Annotated in this window: 21 protein-coding genes and 1 pseudogene; 9 read left to right on the top strand and 13 right to left on the bottom strand. The window is 57.9% G+C overall.

What is annotated here, in order from left to right:
* Positions 1-356: hypothetical protein (locus tag ACED87_RS01525; RefSeq protein ID WP_449081904.1), on the top strand; the 356-nt coding region annotated here is incomplete at its 5' end.
* A gap of 252 nt (positions 357-608) precedes the next feature.
* Here ACED87_RS01525 and tyrS read toward each other — a convergent pair.
* The 5 genes from tyrS to ACED87_RS01500 all read right to left on the bottom strand — a co-directional run bounded on the left by tyrS (position 609) and on the right by ACED87_RS01500 (position 8,149).
* Entirely contained in the window at positions 609-1,916 is a 1,308-nt protein-coding gene (tyrS, locus tag ACED87_RS01520) for a tyrosine--tRNA ligase (protein WP_449081902.1), read from the bottom strand.
* A gap of 68 nt (positions 1,917-1,984) precedes the next feature.
* On the bottom strand, positions 1,985-4,300 hold the full coding sequence (locus ACED87_RS01515; RefSeq protein ID WP_449081900.1) for a HelD family protein: 2,316 nt from the start codon (positions 4,298-4,300) through the stop codon (positions 1,985-1,987).
* 520 nt (positions 4,301-4,820) lie between these two features.
* Positions 4,821-5,372, bottom strand: coding sequence for an adenine phosphoribosyltransferase (locus ACED87_RS01510; protein WP_449081898.1), 552 nt, complete (start codon positions 5,370-5,372; stop codon positions 4,821-4,823).
* 9 nt (positions 5,373-5,381) lie between these two features.
* On the bottom strand, positions 5,382-6,824 hold the full coding sequence (argH, locus tag ACED87_RS01505; protein ID WP_449081896.1) for an argininosuccinate lyase: 1,443 nt from the start codon (positions 6,822-6,824) through the stop codon (positions 5,382-5,384).
* A gap of 122 nt (positions 6,825-6,946) precedes the next feature.
* Positions 6,947-8,149, bottom strand: coding sequence for an argininosuccinate synthase (locus ACED87_RS01500; RefSeq protein ID WP_449081895.1), 1,203 nt, complete (start codon positions 8,147-8,149; stop codon positions 6,947-6,949).
* 223 nt (positions 8,150-8,372) lie between these two features.
* Between ACED87_RS01500 and ACED87_RS01495 the strand changes: the two genes are divergently transcribed.
* The 7 genes from ACED87_RS01495 to ACED87_RS01465 are packed head-to-tail and all read left to right on the top strand — an operon-like array spanning position 8,373 to position 13,879.
* Positions 8,373-8,612 (top strand): hypothetical protein, encoded by a 240-nt coding sequence (locus ACED87_RS01495; protein ID WP_449081893.1) that lies wholly within the window; start codon positions 8,373-8,375, stop codon positions 8,610-8,612.
* 57 nt (positions 8,613-8,669) lie between these two features.
* On the top strand, positions 8,670-8,819 hold the full coding sequence (locus tag ACED87_RS01490) for a hypothetical protein (protein WP_449081892.1): 150 nt from the start codon (positions 8,670-8,672) through the stop codon (positions 8,817-8,819).
* Positions 8,782-9,714 carry a HAMP domain-containing protein gene (locus tag ACED87_RS01485; RefSeq protein WP_449089505.1) on the top strand — a complete coding sequence of 311 codons (933 nt, stop codon included), beginning with the start codon at positions 8,782-8,784 and terminating at the stop codon, positions 9,712-9,714. Before ACED87_RS01490 ends, ACED87_RS01485 begins: the two co-directional genes overlap by 38 nt.
* On the top strand, positions 9,638-10,396 hold the full coding sequence (locus ACED87_RS01480; protein WP_449089504.1) for a sensor histidine kinase: 759 nt from the start codon (positions 9,638-9,640) through the stop codon (positions 10,394-10,396). Before ACED87_RS01485 ends, ACED87_RS01480 begins: the two co-directional genes overlap by 77 nt.
* A gap of 42 nt (positions 10,397-10,438) precedes the next feature.
* Entirely contained in the window at positions 10,439-11,101 is a 663-nt protein-coding gene (locus ACED87_RS01475; protein ID WP_449089503.1) for a response regulator transcription factor, read from the top strand.
* Positions 11,098-12,615 carry an SLC13 family permease gene (locus ACED87_RS01470; RefSeq protein WP_449089502.1) on the top strand — a complete coding sequence of 506 codons (1,518 nt, stop codon included), beginning with the start codon at positions 11,098-11,100 and terminating at the stop codon, positions 12,613-12,615. Before ACED87_RS01475 ends, ACED87_RS01470 begins: the two co-directional genes overlap by 4 nt.
* Positions 12,616-12,640: 25 nt before the next feature.
* Positions 12,641-13,879 carry a glycerate kinase family protein gene (locus ACED87_RS01465; RefSeq protein WP_449081887.1) on the top strand — a complete coding sequence of 413 codons (1,239 nt, stop codon included), beginning with the start codon at positions 12,641-12,643 and terminating at the stop codon, positions 13,877-13,879.
* Between the two features lie 28 nt (positions 13,880-13,907).
* Here the strand turns inward: ACED87_RS01465 and ACED87_RS01460 are convergent, their stop codons facing one another.
* On the bottom strand, positions 13,908-15,491 hold the full coding sequence (locus ACED87_RS01460) for an AMP-binding protein (RefSeq protein ID WP_449081885.1): 1,584 nt from the start codon (positions 15,489-15,491) through the stop codon (positions 13,908-13,910).
* A 154-nt stretch (positions 15,492-15,645) separates the two neighbouring features.
* On the opposite strand from ACED87_RS01460, the gene ACED87_RS01455 reads away from it, so the two are divergent.
* Positions 15,646-16,041, top strand: coding sequence for an ankyrin repeat domain-containing protein (locus tag ACED87_RS01455; RefSeq protein WP_449089501.1), 396 nt, complete (start codon positions 15,646-15,648; stop codon positions 16,039-16,041).
* Between the two features lie 72 nt (positions 16,042-16,113).
* Here ACED87_RS01455 and ACED87_RS01450 read toward each other — a convergent pair.
* From ACED87_RS01450 to ACED87_RS01420, 7 genes and pseudogenes are all read right to left on the bottom strand, one after another.
* A pseudogene (locus ACED87_RS01450) lies at positions 16,114-16,602 on the bottom strand (arginine repressor); the annotation flags it as partial.
* Between the two features lie 22 nt (positions 16,603-16,624).
* Entirely contained in the window at positions 16,625-17,578 is a 954-nt protein-coding gene (argF, locus tag ACED87_RS01445; protein WP_449081882.1) for an ornithine carbamoyltransferase, read from the bottom strand.
* Between the two features lie 27 nt (positions 17,579-17,605).
* Positions 17,606-18,823, bottom strand: a complete 1,218-nt coding sequence (locus tag ACED87_RS01440) for an acetylornithine transaminase (protein ID WP_449081880.1) — start codon at positions 18,821-18,823, stop codon at positions 17,606-17,608.
* A gap of 28 nt (positions 18,824-18,851) precedes the next feature.
* On the bottom strand, positions 18,852-19,862 hold the full coding sequence (gene argB, locus ACED87_RS01435; RefSeq protein WP_449081878.1) for an acetylglutamate kinase: 1,011 nt from the start codon (positions 19,860-19,862) through the stop codon (positions 18,852-18,854).
* Positions 19,863-19,875: 13 nt separating this feature from the next.
* The gene (gene argJ, locus ACED87_RS01430) at positions 19,876-21,093 is read right to left on the bottom strand and encodes a bifunctional glutamate N-acetyltransferase/amino-acid acetyltransferase ArgJ (RefSeq protein WP_449081876.1); all 1,218 of its coding nucleotides are present in this window, start codon (positions 21,091-21,093) and stop codon (positions 19,876-19,878) included.
* Positions 21,090-22,133, bottom strand: a complete 1,044-nt coding sequence (gene argC, locus ACED87_RS01425) for an N-acetyl-gamma-glutamyl-phosphate reductase (protein ID WP_449081875.1) — start codon at positions 22,131-22,133, stop codon at positions 21,090-21,092. The genes argJ and argC overlap by 4 nt, the downstream gene beginning before the upstream one ends.
* 105 nt (positions 22,134-22,238) lie before the next feature.
* Positions 22,239-22,904 (bottom strand): hypothetical protein, encoded by a 666-nt coding sequence (locus ACED87_RS01420; protein WP_449081873.1) that lies wholly within the window; start codon positions 22,902-22,904, stop codon positions 22,239-22,241.
* Positions 22,905-22,911: the final 7 nt, after the last annotated feature.

Raw genomic sequence — 22,911 nt, 5'->3', positions numbered from 1 at the left:
TGTTTCACTGGCCGGTGTTTCGTATCGGTCATTCTCATGTTTGTGTGTTACCCGTTTGGGCAACTCATTTAGTCTATAATGCTTTTTTCATCATCGCAACTCTTCAGAGCATGACGATGGCCACAAGCTCTTTTCTTTATTTCGAAGCCTTAGCTTCAAACCCGAAAACCAGTTCTATTGACTATCCCTGGGAGTCTTTATCGACTCAACTTGTGGTGCACTATTCGATTATTTATCGCTCCCGGCCGGTTCCCCGCGCCTCAGCGACTCGTTATACTTTACGCAGGTTTTTTCAGGCCCGCAACCCCAGTTGGGCCAATTCCACCGCAAAAACCCCCTCAAACCTGCCTACATGAAAGTGTTTCCCCTAGTAAACAACCAGGTTAAATCTTTCAAAAATATTTTGGAAAAATTTTTAACCCCAGAAGACAGTAGCCCAGTGCGCTCTCCCTAGGCCCTCCCTGATTCCCAGCTCTGACAAGTAGAAACAATAAATGCCCGCCCCGCCCTCCCCCACCTCAGGGGAAAAGCTGGGGCGGGCGTCCGCACCATTTCTACTGACTCAATCATCAGTAGAACAGGCAAAAAGCCTCACAAAGCCATAAGCTTTACCGGGCTACCTCAACAACAGCCATATTCTTCTTACCGCGACGAACCACCGCATACTTGCCCAAGAGCAAATCAGACTCAACCAAAGCAGCGTCCTCACCCTGAACCTTGACGTTATTGATAGCAGCCCCGCCCTCCTTAAGAGTGCGACGAGCCTCAGACTTAGAAGCAGACAAACCAGTCTCAGTCAGCACAGTCACCATATCCAACTGATCAGCAAACAACACCGCATGAGGCAACTCAGCAGTAGCAGCCTTCAAAGTAGCCTCATCCAAAGAAGCAAAATCGCCCTTACCAAAAAGAGCCTCAGAAGCAGCAATAACCTTCTCGGTAGCCTCAACACCATGAACCAAAGAAGTAACCTCAAAGGCCAGAGTCTTCTGAGCCAAACGCTTGAAAGGCTCCTGCTCAACAGACTTCTGCAAAGCAGCAATCTCATCACGAGTCTTAAAAGTAAAAATCTTCAGACGATCAGCCACGTCCGCATCAGCAGTATTCAACCAGAACTGGTAGAAGGCATAGGGTGAGCACATCTCAGGGTCAAGCCAAATAGCATTACCCTCAGACTTACCAAACTTAGTGCCATCAGAGTTAGTAATGAGCGGGGTCCCCAGAGCATGAACACTCTTACCGGTCACCTTACGCACCAGCTCAGTGCCACTGGTCAAGTTACCCCACTGATCAGAACCACCACACTGCAAGGTCACACCGTGACGGCGGTTAAGTTCCAGGAAGTCGTTGCCCTGCAGAATCTGGTAAGAGAACTCGGTGTAAGAAATACCCTCATCAGAGTTCAGACGCTTCGCCACGATTTCCTTCTTAATCATGGTGCCCACACGGAAATTCTTACCAATCTCACGCAGGAAATCGATAGCAGACAGTTCACTCGTCCAGTCCAGGTTATTAACCATCTGCGCGCCATTCTCACCCTCAAAAGACAAGAAACGCTCAATCTGGCCACGCAAACGAGCCACCCAGCCCTCAACTACATCGCGGGAGTTGAGCACACGCTCAGAAGTCTGGCGGGGATCACCAATCAGACCGGTAGCACCACCCACCAAACCAAAGGGGCGGTGACCAGCAAGCTGCAAACGGCGCATCAACAGCAACTGAACCAGGTGCCCCAAGTGCAAGGAAGCAGCAGTGGGATCATAACCGATATAGAAGTTCACAGTCTCTTCAGCCAGCGCCTTCTCAAGGGCTTCTTCATCGGTACTGACGTGCACAAAACCACGCCACTTCAATTCCTGCCAGATATTCTCAAAGGAATCGTCGTTGTGCTGAGCTGCAAGAGTCTCTTCAGACACGGTTACTCCTGACTAGTTTCTTATAAAAAATCGGTACATCTACCATGCACCACCGTACCAGACTGCTACTAAGCAGATACCTCAATACCGGCCGGCAACTCACTGGAAGCCAAGAGATACAAACGCTGGGTGGGGCGGGTCATAGAAACATACAAATCACCCACCGAACCATTGGCCGCGCGCACCAAATCATTAGGCTCAACGATAATCACAGTATCGAATTCAAGGCCCTTAGCCTCCCACGGAGTCAGAATCAGCACCTGGTGCTCCAGGGCAGAAGCCGAAGTACCCAGCTTGCCCCGATGCTGAGCAGCAATCGCTAGGGCAGTCTCGCGGTAGCGTTCCTCACTAACAATCACACCAATGAGGCCACCGGCGCCCTGTTCCAGCTCCTCACTGACCGTAGCCACCACAGCCGGGTAGAGCCCGTCCTGCCCCACAATACGAGCAGACGGCGCCCAATTGCCCTCGCGCACAGCACGCGGGGCAGAAATATCCAGGCCAGCAGCACGAGCAACCGCCACCGCCGCATCCGAAATCTGGGCAGGAGTACGATAATTGACCGTCAGCTCATCTAAGGTAAAACGCTCCCCCACAAAAGGTTCAAGCGCCTGCGCCCACGACTGTGAAGCCGCTGCAGAAGAAGCCTGCGCAATATCGCCAACAATCGTAAAAGACTTCATAGGGCACCGACGCATGAGCAGACGCCACTGCATAGGTGACAGCTCCTGAGCCTCATCAACCACCACATGCCCATAAGCCCAGGTGCGGTCAATCTGCGCAGCACGGGCAGCGGTCATACGCTCGCCGCGCTCCTCATTCAGCTCAGCAATCTGCTCGGCGGTTACTACACCGTCCACACCCATATCAGCCAACTGCTGATCCACATTCTCAAGGGCCTTACGAGCATTCTCAAGATTCGCCTGGTGGGCAGCCTCAGCACGGGCAACAGCCCCAGCACCAGCAACCTTAGAAAAATCACCCAACAATTCAGCAGCCTCATCCAGCAAAGGCACATCAGACTCAGTAAAGGGCAGATCAGCGGCGCGCGCCAAAGCATCACGTTCAGCATCCGTCAGGACGCCCACAGTCGCACTACGCAGATACTCCGGCTTAGAAAAAAGCGAGCGCACTAGAGTCTCAGGGGACAGAGGCATCCAGGCAAGATTAACAGCCCGGCGGACATCCATGGAGGCTCGTACGTCATCTTCCAGGTAGGGGCGGTCAACCGCGTGACCGGCAGCAGCATCCAGCTTCTCGTTAAGCTGGTGCGTCAGCTCCTTCAGCAACACCTTCACAAAAGTTTCGCGGGCCTCGTTATGGGGCTTGCCGGTAGAGCGCGCAGTGCCACGAGCGTGCTTAACCATGCCAGGAGTCAGCTCAATAGCGGTGGAATCCACATACATTTTTACGGGCTGAGCCGGCACCTTCTGACGGTCAGCCACAGCCTTCTTAATAACCTCAGCCATACGCAGATCGCCCTTAATCTTGGCGACAGCCGGGTCAGCCTCGGGCACAGCCTTAATACCGGGGTACAAGGTAGCCAGAGAAGACATAACCACACCAGTCTCACCCAAAGAAGGAAGCACCCGCTCGATGTACCACATGAAAGAGGCAGAAGGGCCAACTACCAGGACACCCGCATTGTTCAGACGCTCGCGGAAGGTATAGAGCAGATAAGCTGCACGGTGCAAAGCCACAGCAGTCTTACCGGTACCAGGGCCGCCCTGCACCACGCGCACCCCTGCCAGATCAGCGCGGATGATGGCGTCCTGCTCTGCCTGAATTGTCGCCACAATATCACCCATACGGCCGGTGCGCTTACGGTTAAGAGCCGCCAGCAGGGCCCCCTCACCGTGCAGGTTCTCCTCGCCCTCATCAAGCAAGGTTGAATCAAGAACGTCATCCTCAAAACCGGTGACCTCGCGGCGCTCTAGCATCAGATGACGGCGGCGGCGCACACCCTGCCGGTTGAACGCAGTAGCCTGATAAAAGGTGCCAGCCTCAGGGGCACGCCAGTCAATGAGTAGACGCTCGTGCTCTTCAGTAGCAAGACCGATACGGCCAATATAGCGGATCGCCTCATCATCAAGGTCAAGGCGGCCAAAAGCTAGACGGTGGTCAACCGCATTGTACTGGGCCAGGCGGTCTTCATAATGCTGGGCGTAAGCATCACGCTCTGAACGGTTCTGGTGACTACCGACAGCCTGATTCTTGCGGGTGCTCTTGAGCTTCTTCTCATTAATCTCTCGCAGCTCATCAAGGCGGGCATAGAGCCTACCCACATAGGCTCGTTCACCCACCAGCTGAGCCTCGTAGGCTTTTTCAGCGGCAGTCTGCTCACCGGTTGCGGTTGTGTTCTCAGTCAAGAGGGAACCCTTCATCGCGGAAAATTCAAGCCCTCCATTCTACCTGCACAGCCTGACAAAAAGAAAGGACGCCCGCCCTCTCCCCTATCGAGGGAGGGCGGCCGTCCGCTCAGAAATGCTGCTAGGGCTGGGTCACTCCATCAGGTGAAATGGTGAAACCTGCGCCATCAGTGCCAATGCACGTGATGGAATCGGCAGAAACAGCTTGGCAGGAGACTCCGTTGAAGTTAATAACGGTGCCAACATCAAGCGCGGTGCTTTGAGACGTTGTCTCGCATACTACGCTGAGCCCTCCCATAGTGATGCCACAGCCGAAGGAGCCCGATGTACTGGCTGGCTCGGTAGCTACAGCTGTTGCAGAAGATTAGACACCGATGCGGTTACTGAGTTAGTCACCTCAGTAGTTGGTGATTCGCTAGATTCGGCCTGACCGCCGTCAGAACCACAGGCAGCCAAACCGAACAGCGCAACGGTAGTGCAGGAAACAAAAAGCTTACTACGCATAAAAACAGGGGTGCTATGAGCGGGCCAGCCTCTACTCAGCCACCAGAGACAAAGCCTCCAAGCGGTGACCGGCCAGCAGCCCGCGTCCGCCCAGGCCATCTAACTCCAACAGCACACCGATACCAGCAACCTGCAAGTTAGCCATCTCCATCAGGCGGGTAGCAGCCTCAAGAGTGCCACCAGTAGCCAACAAGTCATCAACAATCAACACCCGCGAACCGGCCGGGATATCGTCCTTATGAATCTCAATCGCAGCCTGACCATACTCCAAAGAGTATTCCTTCATATAGGTATCGCGCGGCAACTTACCTGCCTTACGCACGGTCATGACGCCAGTACCAGCAATATAAGCGATAGCTGAAGCCATCAAAAAGCCGCGCGCCTCAACACCAGCGACAATATCGAACTGCCCCTCAAAACGCTGAGCCAGCTCCTCCATAGAAGCACGAAAAACCTGCGCGTTCGCGAACAAGGTCGTAACATCGTAGAAGAGAATACCCTCCTTAGGGAAGTCCTGAATCTGCGCGCAAGCAGCAGGAATCTGCTGCGCAAGAGGCAAAGAAGAATCAAGGGACTTAACCATGTCTCGACCCTAGCTGATGACCTGGGGGCGGGCAGCAAAAGCACGAGCAGGCTCAAGCTCACTCTTAAGCGCAGCCAACTGGGCGGCAACAGCAGACGGTGCAGTACCGCCCTGGGCGCTGCGAGAATTCAAAGAACCCTCAACAGTCAGCACATCACGCACACCCGCATGCAAAGCCGGTGAAATAGCCAGGTAATCCTCATCCGATAGATCCCACAGCTCACAGTCCTTCTCTTCGCAGACGCGCACAGCCTCACCAGCCAGCTCATGAGCCACACGGAAAGGCACACCCTCGCGCACCAGCCACTCGGCAACGTCCGTGGCCAAAGCAAAGCCCTGAGGAGCAAGCTCAGCCAAACGGTCAGTGTTAAAAGTCAAGGTAGCAATCATGCCCGAAACAGCAGGCAGCAGAACCTCCAACTGGTCAATAGCATCAAAGACCGGCTCCTTATCTTCCTGCAAATCACGGTTATAAGCCAAGGGCAAAGCCTTAAGAGTAGCCAGCAGACCGGTAAGATCACCAATCAGGCGGCCAGCCTTACCACGAGCCAGCTCAGCAATATCAGGGTTCTTCTTCTGCGGCATAATCGACGAGCCAGTAGAGAAAGAATCATGCAAGGTCACAAAAGAGAATTCCTTAGTAGCCCAGAGAATAATCTCCTCAGAGATACGAGAAAGATCCACCGAAATCATGGCCGCAATCCAGGCGAACTCAGCGTAGACGTCACGAGAAGCAGTGCCATCAATCGAATTGTGGGTTGCAGAGTTGAAACCCAAATCAGCGGCAACAGCCTCAGGGTCTAGCCCCAAGGAAGAACCAGCAAGCGCACCAGAACCGTAAGGAGAAACAGCGGCGCGCTTATCCCAATCCAGCAGGCGGTCAAGGTCACGAGAAAGAGCCCACGCATGAGCCAGAAGCTGATGGGAAAGCAAAACAGGTTGAGCATGCTGCAAATGAGTACGGCCAGGCATAGGCGCGTAAGGGTGAGCCTCAGATTGGGCAATCAAAGCATCAATAGTGCTCATCACACCAGCAGCAATAATAGAAGCATGGTCACGCAGATACATGCGACCCAAAGTAGCAATCTGGTCATTACGGGAACGGCCCGCACGCAACTTACCACCCAAATCGGCACCAGCACGCTCAATCAGCCCCTTCTCCAGGGAACCGTGCACATCCTCATCCGACTCAGCCGGGGTGTAAGCACCAGAACGCACATCAGCTTCAAGCTGGTCTAGGGCAGCAATCATACCGGTCAGCTCATCCTCAGTGAGCAGACCAGCCTTCGCCAGCACCCGCGCATGAGCGCGAGAACCAGCAATATCATAAGGAGCCAGACGCCAGTCGAACTGGGTTGACTTCGACAGGGCAGCGAGCGCCTCAGAAGGGCCGCCTGCGAAGCGTCCGCCCCATAGAGCGCCGTCATTGGTACCGTGCTTTTCAGCTGACATGTTTTTACCTTTGCGGAGTTGAGAAAATCGTGGGGAATATACGGCAAAAGCCGCCCGCCGGCGTCCTTACCCTAGAGGTGGGCGAGGACGCGCGGGGTGGGGCGGCTGAAGCAAGGCTGGGTTTAGAGGCCCAGGCGCTGGTCGCGGGCTGAAGCGACCTTGGATGAGAGGCCGAAGAGCTCGATGAAGCCGCGGGCCATGGACTGGTCGAAGGAGTCACCTTCATCGTAGGTGGCCAGGTTGAAGTCGTAGAGGGAAGTCTCTGATTTGCGGCCGGTGACTACGGCGCGGCCACCGTGCAGGTCCATGCGGATATCGCCGTTGACCATCTTCTGGGTGTCGTTGATGAAGGCGTCCAAGGACTTCTTCAGCGGTGAGAACCACTGGCCGTCGTAGACCAGTTCGGTCCAGCGCTGGCCAACAATCTTCTTGAAGCGGGCCTGCTCACGCTCGATGGTGACGTTTTCAAGTTCCTTGTGAGCAGCCATCAGGGCCATAGCACCGGGAGCCTCGTAGATTTCGCGGGACTTAATACCGACCAGGCGGTCTTCAACGATGTCGATGCGGCCGATGCCCTGGGCGCCTGCGCGACGGTTCATGATTTCGATAGCTTCAAGGGGGGTAACAGCCTGGCCGTCAATAGCAACAGGGATACCTTCCTTGAAGGAGATGACCACGGTGTCGGGGGTGGGTGCGAAGGTGGGGTCGTCGGTGTAGTCGTAGACGTCCTTGGTGGGGCCGTTCCAGATGTCTTCGAGGAAGCCGGTTTCAACCGCGCGGCCCCAGACGTTCTGGTCAATAGAGAAGGGGTTCTTCTTGGTGGTGACGATCGGCAGGTTGTTCTTCTCTGCGTAGTCGATAGCCTTCTCGCGGGTCAGAGCTAGGTCGCGCACAGGTGCGATGCACTTGAGGTCAGGGCCCAGGGTCTGGATGCCAACTTCGAAACGGACCTGGTCGTTGCCCTTACCTGTGCAGCCGTGGGCAACGGTAGTAGCACCGAACTGCTTGGCGGCAGCTACCAGGTGCTTGGTGATGACGGGGCGGGAGACAGCCGATACCAGGGGGTAGGAGTCCATGTAGAGGGCGTTGGCCTTGAGAGCGGGCATGCAGTAGTCGTTGGCGAATTCATCGCGGGCATCTGCAACGTAGGCTTCAACGGCACCGCAGTCTAGGGCGCGCTGGCGGATGGTTTCCAGGTCTTCGCCGCCCTGCCCTACGTCAACGGCAACGGCGATAACTTCTGCGCCGGTTGCTTCGCCGATCCAGCCGATGGCGACGGAGGTGTCGAGACCGCCTGAGTAGGCTAGGACGATACGCTCTTTCATGGTGCTCCTTGATATGTGGCGTTCAGGGGCGGGGTGTTCCCGCAGGTTCTATAAATAATTATGCACACTCAGACATAATTATACAAAATGTATCGGTTAGTGATACCCGCTTACTATCATCGCGCGCTCACACACAACCAGCAAGAGAAACACCCACCCCAACATGAAAAAACCTTAATGAGAGACTCACAGAACTTTTAAAGACAGCTGACACACTAGAAACATGCTCAAGAAATACATGTTCGGAACTCTGCTCCTAGCAGCTGTCGGGACGGTAGCTGCCCTCGCCCTTCTCATCAGCTTCCAAGGCCAACTAGGGGAAGAAACAGCCCCCATCGTCCTAGACCGCACCAGCTCCCCAAGCTCATCTGCCACCCCCTCTGCTACACCATCAGCACAGAACCAGGATCCAGCCTCACAGCCAGCAACAGCACCCGTCACTGAGCACATTGCCCCCACCTAAGAAGCCGCCCCCGAAGAGGCAGCAGGTACAACCCAGCTCATAGACCAGGTACCCACCATGGTCGAAGCCCCCGCACCCCCGGTAGTTGAACACGCGCCCGCCCCCGCCATCATCGAACAGCCCCCAGCACCGGCCCCCGCACCGGCAGATGATGACGATGACATAGACGATGACTACGAACTCGATGACGATGGCGACGATGACTAACCCCCTCCGCAAGCTCCACCCCAAACACCGCAGAGCACATCCCTCTGGCACCCAAGGCCAGCGCACAGGCTCAGTCCGGCTTCGCATCGTTGCCTGGATGGTCCTAGTGACAGCCTTCATCATCACCGGGCTCATCTTTACAGTGCGAGAAATCCTCATCAGCGAAGTAGGATCCAACGCCGCAGCAAGTGCAGAAAGCGAAATCTCAGAGTTCCGCAACTTCGCTGAAATCGGAGTAGACCCCACCACCGCAGCACCCTTCGAAGACCTCAACCAGCTACTCACAGCCTTCGTCTCCCGCCAATACACCGGCCACAGCGAACAACTCATCGGAATCACACCCCAACAAGTGATCTTCATCGACGAACAAGAACAGTTCGCCGACAACAGCGGCTACCGCCTCCACCACGACAGGGACCTACTAACTACCATCACCAGCAACAATAGAACCTCCGGGATCGCCCAAACCCCAGCTGGCCCCGTCCACTGGGGCACAGTCGAAATCAACCTCACCACCGACACCGGCGCACACACCGGCCACCTTATCGTGGTCGAATACATCCAACCCGAACTCGACGAAGTCCAACACACCATCATCACCATGATCTGGGTAGGCCTCGGTGGGCTAGCAGCCACCATACTCATCGCCTGGCTCGTTGCAGGACGCATCACCAAACCCATCCGCAGCCTGCGCGCAGTCGCCCAAGAAATCAACGACAAAAACTTCTCAGGCCGAGTCGCCGTCAAAGGCGACGACGATGTAGCAGCCATGGGCCACACCTTCAAACCAGATGCTCGACCGACTAGAGGAATCAGCCATGATCGAACGCCAATTTATGGACGACGTCAGCCACGAACTGCGCACCCCCATCACCATCGTCCGCGGCCACCTTGAGCTCATGGACCGCACCGAAGAACAAGACCAAACCCTCCAACTAGTAGACGACGAACTAGAACGCATGGGACGCATCGTCGCCGACCTACTCACCCTCGCCAAATCAGAACGCCCCAACTTCGTCTCACCCCACCCCGTTGACGTCGCAGACCTCATGATTACCCTCGACTCAAAAGTTCAGGCCTTTACCGACCACCGCTGGATGATCTCAGACATCGCAGAAGGCGAAGTAAACCTCGACGAACAGCGCATCACCCAAGCCCTCGTACAACTCTGCGCCAACGCCGCCCAATACTCCCCCGAAGGAACCACCATCTCCATCGGCTCAGCCTTCGAAGACACCGGCAAAAAACGAGAACTCAAACTCTGGGTACGCGACCAAGGCCCCGGCGTCAGCGAAGAAGACGCCGCCACCCTCTTCGAACGCTTCAAACGCAACAACGCCAAAAACCCCGCCACCGCCAAGAAACACTCCGTAGGCGCCGGACTAGGGCTAGCCATCGTCCGCTCCATTGCAGAAGCCCACGGCGGCTCAGTCTGGATAGCCCAACCAGATAACAAGATCGGAGCTATCTTCGGCATCAGCCTCCCAGCAGAGCCCGCTACCGAAAGCGGCAAGGACGACACCGACCCCCTAGCAGAGAACATCTCCAGCGTACGCTACCCCAGCTGGACTAAATAAAAAGCCTCCACACCAACCGCACCACCAGAAAGAAACACCGCCATGAGCCATATCCTGATCGTTGAAGATGACCCACGCATCTCATCCTTCATTGTCAAAGGCCTCAAATCAGCCGGCTACACCTCAACCCTGATCGACGAAGGCCGCTCCGCCTACGCCCTCGCCAAAGTCAGCGACTTCGACCTAATCATCCTCGATGTAGGGCTGCCCGGCATGGACGGGTTCACCATCATGAAATCCCTACGAGCTGAAGGGATCACCACACCCATCATCATGCTCACCGCCCGCGACTCCGTCTCAGACACCCTCGAAGGACTCGAAAACGGCGCCAACGACTACATGACCAAGCCCTTCCAATTCGCAGAGCTCCTAGCCCGCATCCGCCTACGCCTACTCGACACCAGCCGAGAAGAAACCAACGCATCCACACTCACCCACCGCGACCTCATCCTCAACGTACTCACCCGCCAAGTCACCATCACAGGGGCCAGCACCGAACTCACCAGCCGCGAATTCTCCCTACTAGAAACCTTCATGCGCCACAAAAACCAGGTGCTCTCCCGGGAGCAACTCCTAGGGCAAGTATGGGGCATGGACTTTGACCCCAACTCCAACATCGTCGACGTCTACATCCGCGCCCTCCGCAAAAAAATTGGCGAAGACTACATCGTGACCGTTCGAGGGGCAGGCTACCGATTCGTATGAAACTTCTCTACACATCCACCACCGCACCTAACCCTCAACCGGCTACCGATACCGCGCCACTAACAATCATCAAACCCAGCTTCATCACCGGTAAACTCCTGGCATCCTTCTTCATTGCCGTACTGCTCATCACCGCCACCGCACTGACCGGGCTCACCTCATCACAACTCACCCTAGAAGGTGCCCTCACCCTAGCCATCTTCACCCTCGCCATCTGGGCCTGGGTCTTTAGCCCCCTCTCAGACACCTATATCTCCCTCGCAGCAGCAGTCGCCCTGGTCCTAACAGGCATCATCAGCACCGACCAGTTCACCGCTTCATTAGGAACTAGCGCAGTCTGGCTACTGGTAGCAGCCGTAGTGATGGCTCAAGCTCTTACCGCCTCAGGCCTCACCCGCCGCCTCACCGCCAGGCTCGTATCCCTAGCCCGAACACCGCGCCAACTAGCCCACCTCTACAACCTAGCCCTCTTCCTCACCGTCTACCTGGTGCCCTCCCCCTCCGGGCGGGCAGCCCTCGCCCTGCCCATCTACCTGGCCGTGGCCGACGCCATGCCCGACCGCCCCAAACTCGTCAAGGCCCTAGGCATCTTAGCTCCCTCCACCATCCTGGTCTCAGCCGTTGCCAGCTTTATCGGCGCAGGTGCCCACCTCGTCACCGCAGAAATCCTGGTAGCCTACGGGCTAGAAACCATCGGCTTTCTACAGTGGATGATACTAGGCTCAGGCCTAGGCCTGCTCGCCTCACTCCTAGTCACTGAGCTAGTCTTCCTGCTCTTCCCCACCAAAGATGATGCCCCCACCAAGCTCCAAATCGATATAACAGACTTCGAAACCGACGATGCAACCCCGGTACAAGGCGCACTTACCCCAGCGGAAAAAAACATGGCGCTAGTGCTCTTTCTTGCCATCTTGCTCTGGTGCACCGAAACCATCCACGGGGTAGACCCAGTGATTGTTGCCATCCTCGGTGCCCTAGCTGCCAGCGCCCCCCACTTCGGATCAGTCAAACTAGCAGCAGCCCTCAAAAAAGCCCCCTGGCCCATGCTCATTTTTATGGCCACCACCCTGGCAATCGGTACCGCCCTCTCAGAATCAGGGGCAGCAACCTGGCTCGCAGAATCAATCTTCGCCCCAGTTGCCGGGCTAGGACGCAGCGGAGCAGCAGCCTTCGTCCTTCTCGTTATTGCCCTCTCCACGGTGGCCCACCTGGTCATCCAGTCCCGCTCTGCCCGCTCAGCTGTGCTAGTGCCCCTCATCATCACTGCCGCCATCCCCCTGGGCGTCAACCCGGTCGCAGCAGCCTTCATCTCAACCGCAGCCGCAGGCTTCTGCCACACCCTGACCTCCAGCGCCAAACCAGTTGCCCTTTTCGCCTCCATCGACGGGCACCCCACCTATACCCCAGCAGACCTCCTCAAACTTTCGGCCTGGCTGGCGCCGCTTCATGCAGCACTCATTGCCGGATTTGCCTTCTATATCTGGCCAGCCCTTGGCCTACCCCTCTACCTCTAAACAACACCACATAAGGAGAAAGACCATGACTACCTCTATCCCTCAGCGCATCCTCATTGCCCCCTCTGGGTTCAAGGGTTCCCTTGAAGCAGACGTTGTAGCCGATGCTATCGCCTCCGGTATCCGCCGCGTCATCCCCGGCGTCAACACCGTCACCATGCCCATTCCCGACGGCGGAGAAGGCACCGCCAAAATGCTGGCAAAATCAACCGGCGGCACACTGATCCACACCAAAGTCACCGGCCCAGTGAATCAAGAAGTTCGCTCCCACTACGCCTTACTCGGCGGGGCACAGGAAGGCGTTGCTGTCGTCGAAATGGCAGCAGCAGCCGGCCTGTCCCTGGTACCCAAGGATTTACGCAACCCCGCTGAAACCACCACCTACGGGGTAGGCCAACTCATCGCAGCAGCACTGGATCAGGAGGACGTACACACCGTACTAGTAGGTTGCGGGGACTCAGGCACCTCCGATGGTGGTGCAGGTGCCCTCTCAGCCTTAGGCGCTCGCATCCTCAACGAGGCCGGGGAAGAGATACCCCTAGGCGGGGCCCACCTGGCTGAAGCAGCATCCATCGACTACTCCGGCCTGCACCCCCGCCTTTCTCAGGTGAGGATTGTTCTTGCACTGAACCAACACAATATTCTTACCGGCCCTCAGGGAGTTGCCCGCGTCTTTGGCCCGCAGAAGGGGGCCACCCCAGAGCAGGTCGAACAGCTCGATCAGGCCCTCACCCACTGGGCAGATCTGCTGGAAGAAACCTACCAGAACATGACCGACGGCAAACTCTATGTGGACTTCCGCACCGGGGCAGGTACCGGCGCCTCCGGCGGCCTGGGCGCTGGTTTAGCTTTCATCGGTGCAGAGCTCACCCCGCGCTTTGAGGCCCTGATCGATTCTGGTTTAGCAGGTATCAACCTGGACGAAGAAATCCGCCGGGCAGATCTGGTGGTCACCGCAGAAGGCGCCATCGACTTTCAAACCCCCAAGGGCAAGGTACCAGCAGAAATCGCCTCCCGCGCCCAGGTATCAGGCGCCCCGGTACTCGCCTTAGCTGGTTCCATTGGCAAAAAGGCCTACCGTGTGCACGATGCCGGTATCGACGCTTTTGCCTCGATTATTCCCCTGCCCATGGACCTTGAAGATGCCCTCGTCAATGGTGAAGAGCTCCTAACAGACTCAGCAGAGCGTACCTTCCGCATGATTCTGCTCGGTGCCTCGCTCTCAGCCTCCATGCAATCCCGCCGGGCACAACTAGCCCCGTAGGCTCACCAAAACTAGTAGAGGCTCTTACCTAGGACTCCTGGGTGAGAGCCTCAGCCAACACCCGCTTAAGAATCTTGCCGGTCGGGCCCAAGGGTAGCTCTTCCTTAAAAATGTAGCGGCGCGGGTACTTATAGGCTGCAAGTTCCTGGCGAGCTAGCTGATCTAAGGAGGCGATCAGCTCAGCCTGCTGCGCAGCATCCAGGGGTTGGCGAGGCACCACCACCGCCACGATTTCTTCACCCACCACATCTGAGGGCTGACCCACTACAGCCACCAGCTGGAGGGCAGGGTTAGTGTAGAGAACGTCCTCAATTTCCCGCGGGTAGACGCTGTTACCGTTACGCAAAATCATGTCTTTAAGCCGGTCAACAATAAAGATGTTCCCCTCCTCATCGAGTCGAGCAATATCACCGGTGGCAAACCAGCGACCCTTGAGCACCGCAGCGCTAGCCTCAGGGCGGCCCCAATAACCGGCCATAACATTAGGCCCAGCCACCCACAGTTCACCGGCCTCACCCGTAGCTAAGGGCTGCCCCTCTTCATCGACGACCTTGACCTCCACACCGGGCAGGGCCCTGCCCACAGAACCAATGACCAGGCCGTACTCAGCCCGGTTGAAAGAGACAACCGGCGCTGTTTCGCTCAGCCCATACCCCTCATAGATAGGGCAGGCTACCAGGCGCTCAATATCGGCGTGTACAGAGGCCGGTAAGGCTGCACCACCTGAGATACCGAAGCGGACACGCCCCTTCAGACGGTGCGCCAAGGCCGGGTCGGTGCCCAGGTAGCTGGCCAGGGCACCATACATGGTAGGAACCGCAGCAAAAATTGTGACCCCGGCTGTGGCGCACAGTTGGGCGGCCCCACCCGGTGTGAAACGAGGCAGCAGGGCGATAGCGGCGCCTGCTGCCAGTACCGCATTCATCGATACAGTCTGCCCGAAGGCGTGAAAGAGCGGAAGGCCCCCAAAGATTACGTCATCTGCGGTGAAACCGAAAACATCTGCGCAGGTCAGGGCGTTAGAGAGCATATTAGCGTGGGTAAGGGTAGCCCCCTTAGGGGCACCAGTAGTTCCCGATGTGTAAAGAATAACCGCAGGGGTCTGGGCCCGCACAGGGGAGGGCTCCCAGGCCTGCTGTGCCGGGGCGTCCCTATCGAACATGGCATCGGCAGAAAGCACCTGAACGGCCAGCTGCGGCCCCACCTCTTCACGAATCTGCTCGCTTTCCTGGCCCACGCGCGTACCGGCGGCTGCCACCAGAAGCCGGGCGCCAGCGTCCTGCACCTGGTAGGCAGCTTCACGCGCCGATAGCAGCGGGTGCATGGGCACCACTACCGCCCCCAAAGACAGGGCACCATAGTAGAGGCTCACCATGGCCGGCACATTCGGCAGGGCCAAAGCTACCCTATCGCCAGGGGTGAGGCCTCGCTCCCCCAGCCAGGTGCGGGCAGCACCTACCGCCGTGACCAGCTGCTGGTAGCTCAAGGAGCCACCGGCCCAGGTCAGGGCAGTGCGGTCCGAATCAGCGCGGGCAGCAAGGAGGGTCGCTAGATTGTGCTGGGGTGAAGAGTCTGCAGTGTGCTGGGAGTGCTGGGAGTGCTGGGTATTCACAGGGTGCCTTTCCTGACGGGCCTAGCTGACCCTGCCTATTCTTTCATACCTGACCGCTTAACACCTCTCGGTGAAAGCTCCCAGGGTAGGGATAAGCACCCTATAGGTCTAGACAGGGTTGCTAAAAAGACCCGACTTCTGAGAAAGTGAAGATATGACAGATGCGAACCACACTCTGACCGAACAAGACATTGACTTTCTTAACTCGGTCTTCGACCTGGCACGGGACAACAAACCGATAGCCCTCAAGTCCCTTTTCGACCAGGGCGTACCCGTTGACCTCACCAACGCCAAGGGCGACACCCTGCTCATCTTGGCCGCCTACCACAAACACTCAGAGCTGGTACAGCTACTCATCAACGAAGGCGCCGACCTGGACCGTCTCAACGAACGAGGCCAAACCGCCCTGGTCTGCGCCACCTTCCGCAACAACCTGCCCATCGCCCGCATGCTCCTGGATGCAGGTGCTGACGAAACGCTAGGAAGCCAGACCCCAGCTGACGTAGCAGAATTTTTCAACCTTGAAGAGATGAAGCAGCTCTTCGCATAAATCCCGGCTTCGCACACACCAAGGGCGGGCTACCGTACAGAGGTAGCCCGCCCTCATATTCACTTCTCTAACCTATGCCGCCCATTCTAGGAAGAGGGCAGCTACCTTTTCGCCTCCCTGCGGATCACGGGCAATGACCATGACAGTATCGTCACCGGCAATCGTTCCCAGCAGGGGTTCTAAACCAGCCTGGTCAATAGCCGAGGCCAAGAACTGGGCCGCACCCGGCGGGGTCCGCAAAATCACCAGGTTAGCTGAGGCCTCTGCGGTCACCAACAACTCCTTGAAGAGAGAAACCAGGCGGGCATCGGGGCCTTCTTGAGTACTACGACGCACCGGGTGGTTAGGCACCGCATAGATCAGCCCTGACTTTTCATCGCGCACACGCTCAGCCCCAATTTCCACCAGGTCACGCGAAAGGGTCGCCTGAGTCACCTTGAGCCCGTCATCGGTGAGCAGCTTAGCCAGTTCAGCCTGCGAGCGCACACGGTGGGTTTGAAGAACCTCGATGATGCGGGCCTGACGCGCGGTTTTGGTGGAGGGGATCGCCATTGTTTCTTCTCTTTTTCTGGTGCCTGGTGTCTTAGAGAGCTGTGCGGACGTCGGTGGCGAGGTTGGACTCGGCGAGCAGGAAGGCCATGAGGGCTTTTTGGGCGTGAAGACGGTTTTCGGCTTCGTCAAAGACGACGGAGGCGGGCCCGTCGATGACGTCGGCGGTGACTTCGTAGCCGCGGTAGGCAGGTAGGCAGTGGAGGAAGATGGCGCCTTCTGCTGCCTTGTTCATGGCTTCGGTGTTGACGGTGTAGGGTTTGAAAACCTGGGCGCGGGCTTCTTTTTCGTCTTCTTGGCCCATAGAGACCCAGGTGTCGGTGATGACGACATCCGCACCGGCAAGGGCCTGGTCGGGGTCGGTGGTCACCAGGACTGATCCGCCGGTTTCCTTTGCGCGTTCTTCTGCTTCTGCGACGACGGAGTCTGCGGGCAGGTAGCCTTCTGGGCCGGTGATGCGCACGTGCATTCCGGCGGTGGCCCCGCCTAGGAGGTAGGAGTTGGCCATGTTGTTAGCTGCATCCCCCAGGTAGACCATGGTCAGGCCAGTGAGGTCGCCTTTGTGCTCGCGGATGGTGAGCAGATCGGCCAGGATCTGGCAGGGGTGGTAGTCGTCGGAGAGGGCGTTGATGACGGGTACGCGGGAGTGCTGGGCCATTTCTTCCAGGCCGGCTTGGGCGTAGGTACGCCAGACGATGGTGGAGACCATGCGGGAGATGACGGAGGCAGTATCTGAGATGGTCTCTTTGTGGCCGAGTTGGGCTTCGCCGGGGTTGACGATGAGGGGGTTGCCGCCGAGCTCTGCAATTCCTGCGTGGAAGGAGAAGCGGGTGCGGGTTGAGGTTTTGTCGAAGATGACGGCGGCGGTCTGGGGCCCTGCTAGAGGCTTGTAGCCGTAGCGGTCAGCTTTCATGGAGGCGGCTAGGTCAAGTACCTGGGCTTGTTCGTCGGGGGTGAGGTCGGTGTCTTTGAGGAAGTGGCGTACCACGGTGTTCTCCTAGGGGTGGGGGTGTTTCTACTGCTGACGGGCTTGAGCCAGGATGGTGGGGAAGGCTTCAGCAAATTTGGCCAGTTCTTCATCGGTGATGGTCAGGGCTGGGGCGATGCGGATGGTGCGAGTATCGGGGGCGTTGACGATGAATCCGGCTTCTCGTGCTGTGCTTACGAAGGCTGGGGCGAGGGGGGCACCGGTTTGGGTGGTTTCTTCGGTTAGGACGATGCCGATGAGTAGGCCCGCTCCCCTGGTTTCTTCTACACCCCCTGTTTTTTCGATGGCTGCCCGGAAGGTAGAGCCGCGGTCGGTTGCTGCCTCTAGTAGCCCTTCTGCTTCGATGGTGGCTAGGGTTGCGGTGGCGGCTGCGGTGGCTAGGGGGTTGCCGCCGAAGGTGGTGCCGTGCATGCCTGTTTGGAGGGTGCGGGTGTTCTCTTCACCGGTGACGATCATGGCGCCGATGGGGAAGCCGCCGCCTAGGCCTTTGGCTAGGGTGATGGCATCGGGCAGGTTGGTGCCGGTGAGTTCGCGGGAGTGCTCGAACCAGCGGCCGGTGCGGCCCATACCGGTTTGTACTTCGTCCACGATGAGTAGGGCACCGTGGGCGCGGGTGAGTTCACGGGCGCGGGTTAGGTAGCCTTCTGGCAGGGGCAGCACGCCAGCCTCACCCTGGATGGGTTCGATGATGAGGGCGGCAACATCGTCGGTGAGGTTCTCTTCGAGGGCTTGGAGGGTGGCCGGGATGTGCTTGATGCCGCCAGGTAGGGGCTCAAAGGGTTCGCGGTAGGCGGGCTTCCAGGTCAAGGAGAGGGCGCCGATGGTGCGGCCGTGGAACCCGTGGTCAAGGGCTAGGATGGTGCCTTTGCCGTGGGTGTTGCCGTGACGGCGGGCCAGCTTGTAGGCTGCTTCGTTGGCTTCGGTGCCGGAGTTGCAGAAGAAGACGCGGCCGTCCTCAGCGCCCAGGTAGCCAAGCAGGCGGTGAGCTAGAGAAATCTGTTGGGGTGTGGTGAAGAAGTTGGAGACGTGAGCTAAGGTGGCTGCTTGCTCACTGATGGCCTGGGCCCAGGCGGGGTGGGCATGGCCAAGGGCGTTGACAGCAATACCACCGAGCAGGTCTAGGTAGACCTTGCCGTCGGCGTCTGTGACGCGGGAGCCCTTGCCTTCTACCAGCACCAGGGAGGGGTCACCGAAGACACCGAGTAGCTCATCTTTGTAGTTGGTCAGTAGTTGTTCTTGAGACATGGTTTTCCCCTTGCTGAGTGAAGTGGTCCTAATAGGTGATGGGCTTGACCTGGAAGTCAGGTGCTGGGTGGTGCCAGGGGGTGTCCTCGACATTATCGGGGGTGAGCTGGGTGCCGATACCGCGGTCAGTGAAAATTTCCAGCAGGGGCGAGTGAGCCAGGCGACCATCGACGATAGAAGCACGAGGAACACCTTGCTCAACGGCTTGCAGGCAGGCACCCATCTTGGGAATCATGCCCGAAACCAGGGTGGGGAGCATGGCTCGCAGTTCGCTCACGGTCAAGGATGAAATCAGCGAATCTTTGTGGGGCCAGTTGGCGTACAGACCTTCAACGTCGGTAAGGACGACCAGCTTTTCAGCTCCCAGGGCTGCAGCGACGGCTGCGGCGGCGGTATCTGCATTAACGTTGAGGATTTCCCCGGTAAGACCCGCTAGGCCGTGGTTATGTTCCGGGTATTTCTCGGGGTCGTGCATTTCAGGGGCGATGGATGAAATGACGGGAATTTTACCGGTTTGAATCATGGACATGATGGCGGTGGTGTTCACACCGACAACTTCACCGACCAGCCCCAGATCTACTTCTTGCCCATCTACTACAGTGCCGATACGGCGAGCGCGCAGCAGCCCGCCGTCCTCACCGCTCATAGCAACAGCAAAAGGCCCGTGAGCATTGATGAGGGAGACCAGTTCGCGGGCTACCTGCCCGGTGAGCACCATACGGACTACGTCCATAGCTTCGGGGGTGGTGTAGCGCAAGCCGCCGCGAAATTCGCTGTGGATACCAAGCTTGCCCAGCATGGCGGTAATCTGCGGGCCGCCACCGTGTACCACTACTGGGCAGATGCCGATGGTGCGGAGAAAGACCATGTCTTCTGCAAAAGCGGCGCGCAACTCCTCTGAAATCATGGCGTTGCCACCGTATTTGAAGACCATGACCTTACCCCGGAACTGTTGAATCCAGGGGAGGGCTTCCATGAGGGTTTTCGCTTTTTGCTGGGCGGTGTCGAAGCGGGCGTGGGCGTTTTTTTGCTCTGCCATAGGGGTCCTTTGGTTAGCTGGAGTAGGCTGAGTTTTCGTGCACGTAGTCGTGGGTGAGGTCGTTGGTCCAGATGGTAGCTTCATGCTGGCCTGCACCTAAATCAATATCGACGGTGACCTTACGGTGTGCGGCAAGATCGACCAGGGAGCGGTCTTGGCCGATACCGCCGCCGGTGCACACCTGCACCCCGTTGATGGTGACGTTGACGTTTTCCGGCTCAAAGGTAGCTGAGGTGGTGCCTACCTCGGAGAGGATTCGGCCCCAGTTGGGGTCATTACCAAAGATGGCGGTTTTGAAGAGGTTAGAGCGGGAGACAGCCCGAGAGACTTCTTCAGCGTCCGCTTCACTAGCTGCGCCCAGGGTCCGCACGTGAATGTCGTGGCTGGCGCCCTCGGCATCCCCAATGAGCTGCAGAGCCAAATCTTGGCAGACCTTGGTGAGAGCTTCTGTGAAGACCCCCAGGTCAGGTTCAATATCTGATGCACCAGAACTCATGAGAATGACGGTGTCGTTGGTAGACATGCACCCATCTGAGTCAGCCCGGTTGAAGCTCAGGCGCACTGCTTCACGCAGGGCAATATCAAGATTTTCAGGTGAGATCAGAGCATCGGTGGTAATAACAACCAGCATGGTGGCCAGACCGGGGGCCAGCATGCCAGCACCCTTCGCCATACCACCAATCAGGTAGTAGCCGCCCTCTTCAATTTCTACACCGATAGCGGCCTGCTTTGAGACAGTATCGGTGGTCATGATAGCTTCAGCGGCGGCCAGGGAGGAGCCGGGGCTTACACCTAGGGAGGCTAGGGCGTCCTTGGTTCCGGCGGTGAGCTTGTCCATGGGTAGGCGCTCGCCGATGAGGCCGGTGGAGCAGACTAGGACGTCACCGGCCGAGATGCCCAGCAGCTCGGCCAGGAGTTCAGCGGATGTGTGGGTGTCTTGGAAGCCGGGGGCACCGGTGCAGGCGTTAGCGCCACCGGAGTTGAGGAGGACGGCGTCCGCCCGGCCATCGCTGATAACTTGCTGGCTCCAGAGGACGGGGGCGGCGGCAAAACGGTTGCTGGTGAAGACGGCGGCGGCGTTTTTGACGGGCCCGTCGTTAACGACCAGGGCGACGTCCTTTTTACCGTCAACGGCGCTGATTCCGGCGCGCACACCGGCTGCCCGGAAGCCACGGGGGAAGGTGACGCCTTGGGTGGTGATGCCTTCAATCTGGTGGATAGAGTCGGTCACGGTGCGAGTCCTTCCTGGAGTAGGCCTGCATTTTCGGGGAGCCCGAGGGCAATATTCATGGACTGGATGGCACCGCCGGCGGTACCTTTAGCCAGGTTATCAATGACGCTGGTAACGATAAGGCGCCCGGTGTGTGCGTCGAAGGCTAGTTGCATTTCGGCGTGGTTGGAGCCCTGCACGCTCTTGGTGGTGGGCCACTGCCCTTCTGGGAGCAGGTGCACGAACTGTTCATCGGCGTAGGCCTGCTGCCAGGCTTCCCGCAGCTGAGCCTCGGTGACACCTGGGCGGACGCGGGCGGTGGCGGTGGCGAGGATGCCGCGGGGCATGGGGGCTAGGGTGGGGGTGAATGAAATCTGCACCTCTTCCCCTGCGATGTGGGAGAGTTTTTCTTCAATTTCGGGGGTGTGCCGGTGGGAACCGCCGACCCCGTAGGGGCTCATGCTGCTCATGGCTTCGGCTGAGAGCAGGTGGGGTTTGAGGCTCTTACCTGCCCCTGAGGTGCCTGAGGCGGCAACAATGACAACATCTCTGGGTTCGAGCAGACCGGCGGCAAAGCCGGGAGCTAGGGCCAAGATGGAGGCTGTGGGGTAGCAGCCGGGCACGGCAACTCGCTTACTACCTGCCAGGTTTTGACGCTGTTTACCGGTACCAACTGGTAGTTCAGGTAGGCCGTAGGGCCAGGTGCCGGAGTGTTCTGAGCCGTAGAACTTTTCCCAGGCCTCTGCGCTGTCGAGGCGGTGGTCTGCCCCTGCGTCAATCACCAGGGTGTTTTCGGGTAGCTGGGCGGCGATCTCTGCACTTGCCCCGTGGGGCAGGGCCATGAAGACAACGTCGTGCCCGCTGAGGGCCTCGGCGGTGGTGTCTGTGACCACCAGGTCGGCGTAGGCGCGAAGATGGGGGGACAGATCGCCGAGTCGGGAACCAGCGGACGAGTGGGCGGCCACGGTTTTTACCTCAACGTGGGGGTGGGTGGCCAAAAGACGCAGAATCTCACCACCGGCGTACCCGGTGGCTCCTGTGACAGCTACGGTAATAGTCATAGCACCATCTTTGCATGTTTTTACATACTAGTAAATATTTATGCAATGTGTGTCGTAGTGTAAAACCACCCCAGCCCAAGTCAGCCCAGGCAAGCCCACAACAGACTAAGCCAGTTCAGCGCCCTTACGCTGACGAATCATCATAAAAGTAGCAGCAACCCCACCACCAAAGACCAGAATGGCACCAGCCAGACGGAACATAGCACTACGCTTCTGAGAGGCCACCGTACTCTCAGTGACCGGCACCAAGCTACCTGCCTCACCAGTACGGGCAACCGTCAAATGGCTCTCATCAGTCTGCACCAGCAGGGCATCAACCTTCTGCGGGAAATCAGCGCTCACAGTGCCCGTCTGAGAACCACGGAACTCAACAGCAGACCCGGGGTTAACCTGCACCGGGTCAGCAATCTCAGAAACGAAGGTCTTATCAGCCATAGCAGCATCATCAGGCAGCGTTCCCTTATAGGTGGCCACATTGCTATCGCCTTGCAGGTCGCTGGTGAGCTTCTCAAAACTGCCGGCCATCACCCAGGAGCGCCCCTCGTAGCCTTCATTGGCGCGGGCCTCGTTGAAAGTGCGCACACCACCGATGAGCAGTAGCATCGCCAGAAGTGAAGCTACCAGCATGATGCCAGCAAGGGCTAGCTTAGGGCCCAGGGGCCCGCGAGGTTCCTCGTAGTATTCTTCTTCTTCCGAGAAGGTGAAGAAGTCGTCGGTGCGGTCATTTTCGTCGAAGGTATCTTTATCTTCGAGGTAGCGCTGATCGCTCACGGTGCAT

The organism is Rothia sp. 32237D007AR, from assembly GCF_053544675.1.
This window is presented reverse-complemented; position numbering and strand designations above follow the sequence as displayed.

What these genes read in the sequence shown, in the direction of transcription:
- ACED87_RS01515 (WP_449081900.1), bottom strand. Translation starts at nt 4,300, where the DNA reads ATGAAGGGTTCCCTCTTGACTGAGAACACAACCGCAACCGGTGAGCAG.
- ACED87_RS01510 (WP_449081898.1), bottom strand. Translation starts at nt 5,372, where the DNA reads ATGGTTAAGTCCCTTGATTCTTCTTTGCCTCTTGCGCAGCAGATTCCT.
- argH (WP_449081896.1), bottom strand. Translation starts at nt 6,824, where the DNA reads ATGTCAGCTGAAAAGCACGGTACCAATGACGGCGCTCTATGGGGCGGA.
- ACED87_RS01500 (WP_449081895.1), bottom strand. Translation starts at nt 8,149, where the DNA reads ATGAAAGAGCGTATCGTCCTAGCCTACTCAGGCGGTCTCGACACCTCC.
- ACED87_RS01495 (WP_449081893.1), top strand. Translation starts at nt 8,373, where the DNA reads ATGCTCAAGAAATACATGTTCGGAACTCTGCTCCTAGCAGCTGTCGGG.
- ACED87_RS01490 (WP_449081892.1), top strand. Translation starts at nt 8,670, where the DNA reads ATGGTCGAAGCCCCCGCACCCCCGGTAGTTGAACACGCGCCCGCCCCC.
- ACED87_RS01485 (WP_449089505.1), top strand. Translation starts at nt 8,782, where the DNA reads ATGACTACGAACTCGATGACGATGGCGACGATGACTAACCCCCTCCGC.
- ACED87_RS01480 (WP_449089504.1), top strand. Translation starts at nt 9,638, where the DNA reads ATGATCGAACGCCAATTTATGGACGACGTCAGCCACGAACTGCGCACC.
- ACED87_RS01475 (WP_449089503.1), top strand. Translation starts at nt 10,439, where the DNA reads ATGAGCCATATCCTGATCGTTGAAGATGACCCACGCATCTCATCCTTC.
- ACED87_RS01470 (WP_449089502.1), top strand. Translation starts at nt 11,098, where the DNA reads ATGAAACTTCTCTACACATCCACCACCGCACCTAACCCTCAACCGGCT.
- ACED87_RS01465 (WP_449081887.1), top strand. Translation starts at nt 12,641, where the DNA reads ATGACTACCTCTATCCCTCAGCGCATCCTCATTGCCCCCTCTGGGTTC.
- ACED87_RS01455 (WP_449089501.1), top strand. Translation starts at nt 15,646, where the DNA reads ATGACAGATGCGAACCACACTCTGACCGAACAAGACATTGACTTTCTT.
- ACED87_RS01440 (WP_449081880.1), bottom strand. Translation starts at nt 18,823, where the DNA reads ATGTCTCAAGAACAACTACTGACCAACTACAAAGATGAGCTACTCGGT.
- argB (WP_449081878.1), bottom strand. Translation starts at nt 19,862, where the DNA reads ATGGCAGAGCAAAAAAACGCCCACGCCCGCTTCGACACCGCCCAGCAA.
- argC (WP_449081875.1), bottom strand. Translation starts at nt 22,133, where the DNA reads ATGACTATTACCGTAGCTGTCACAGGAGCCACCGGGTACGCCGGTGGT.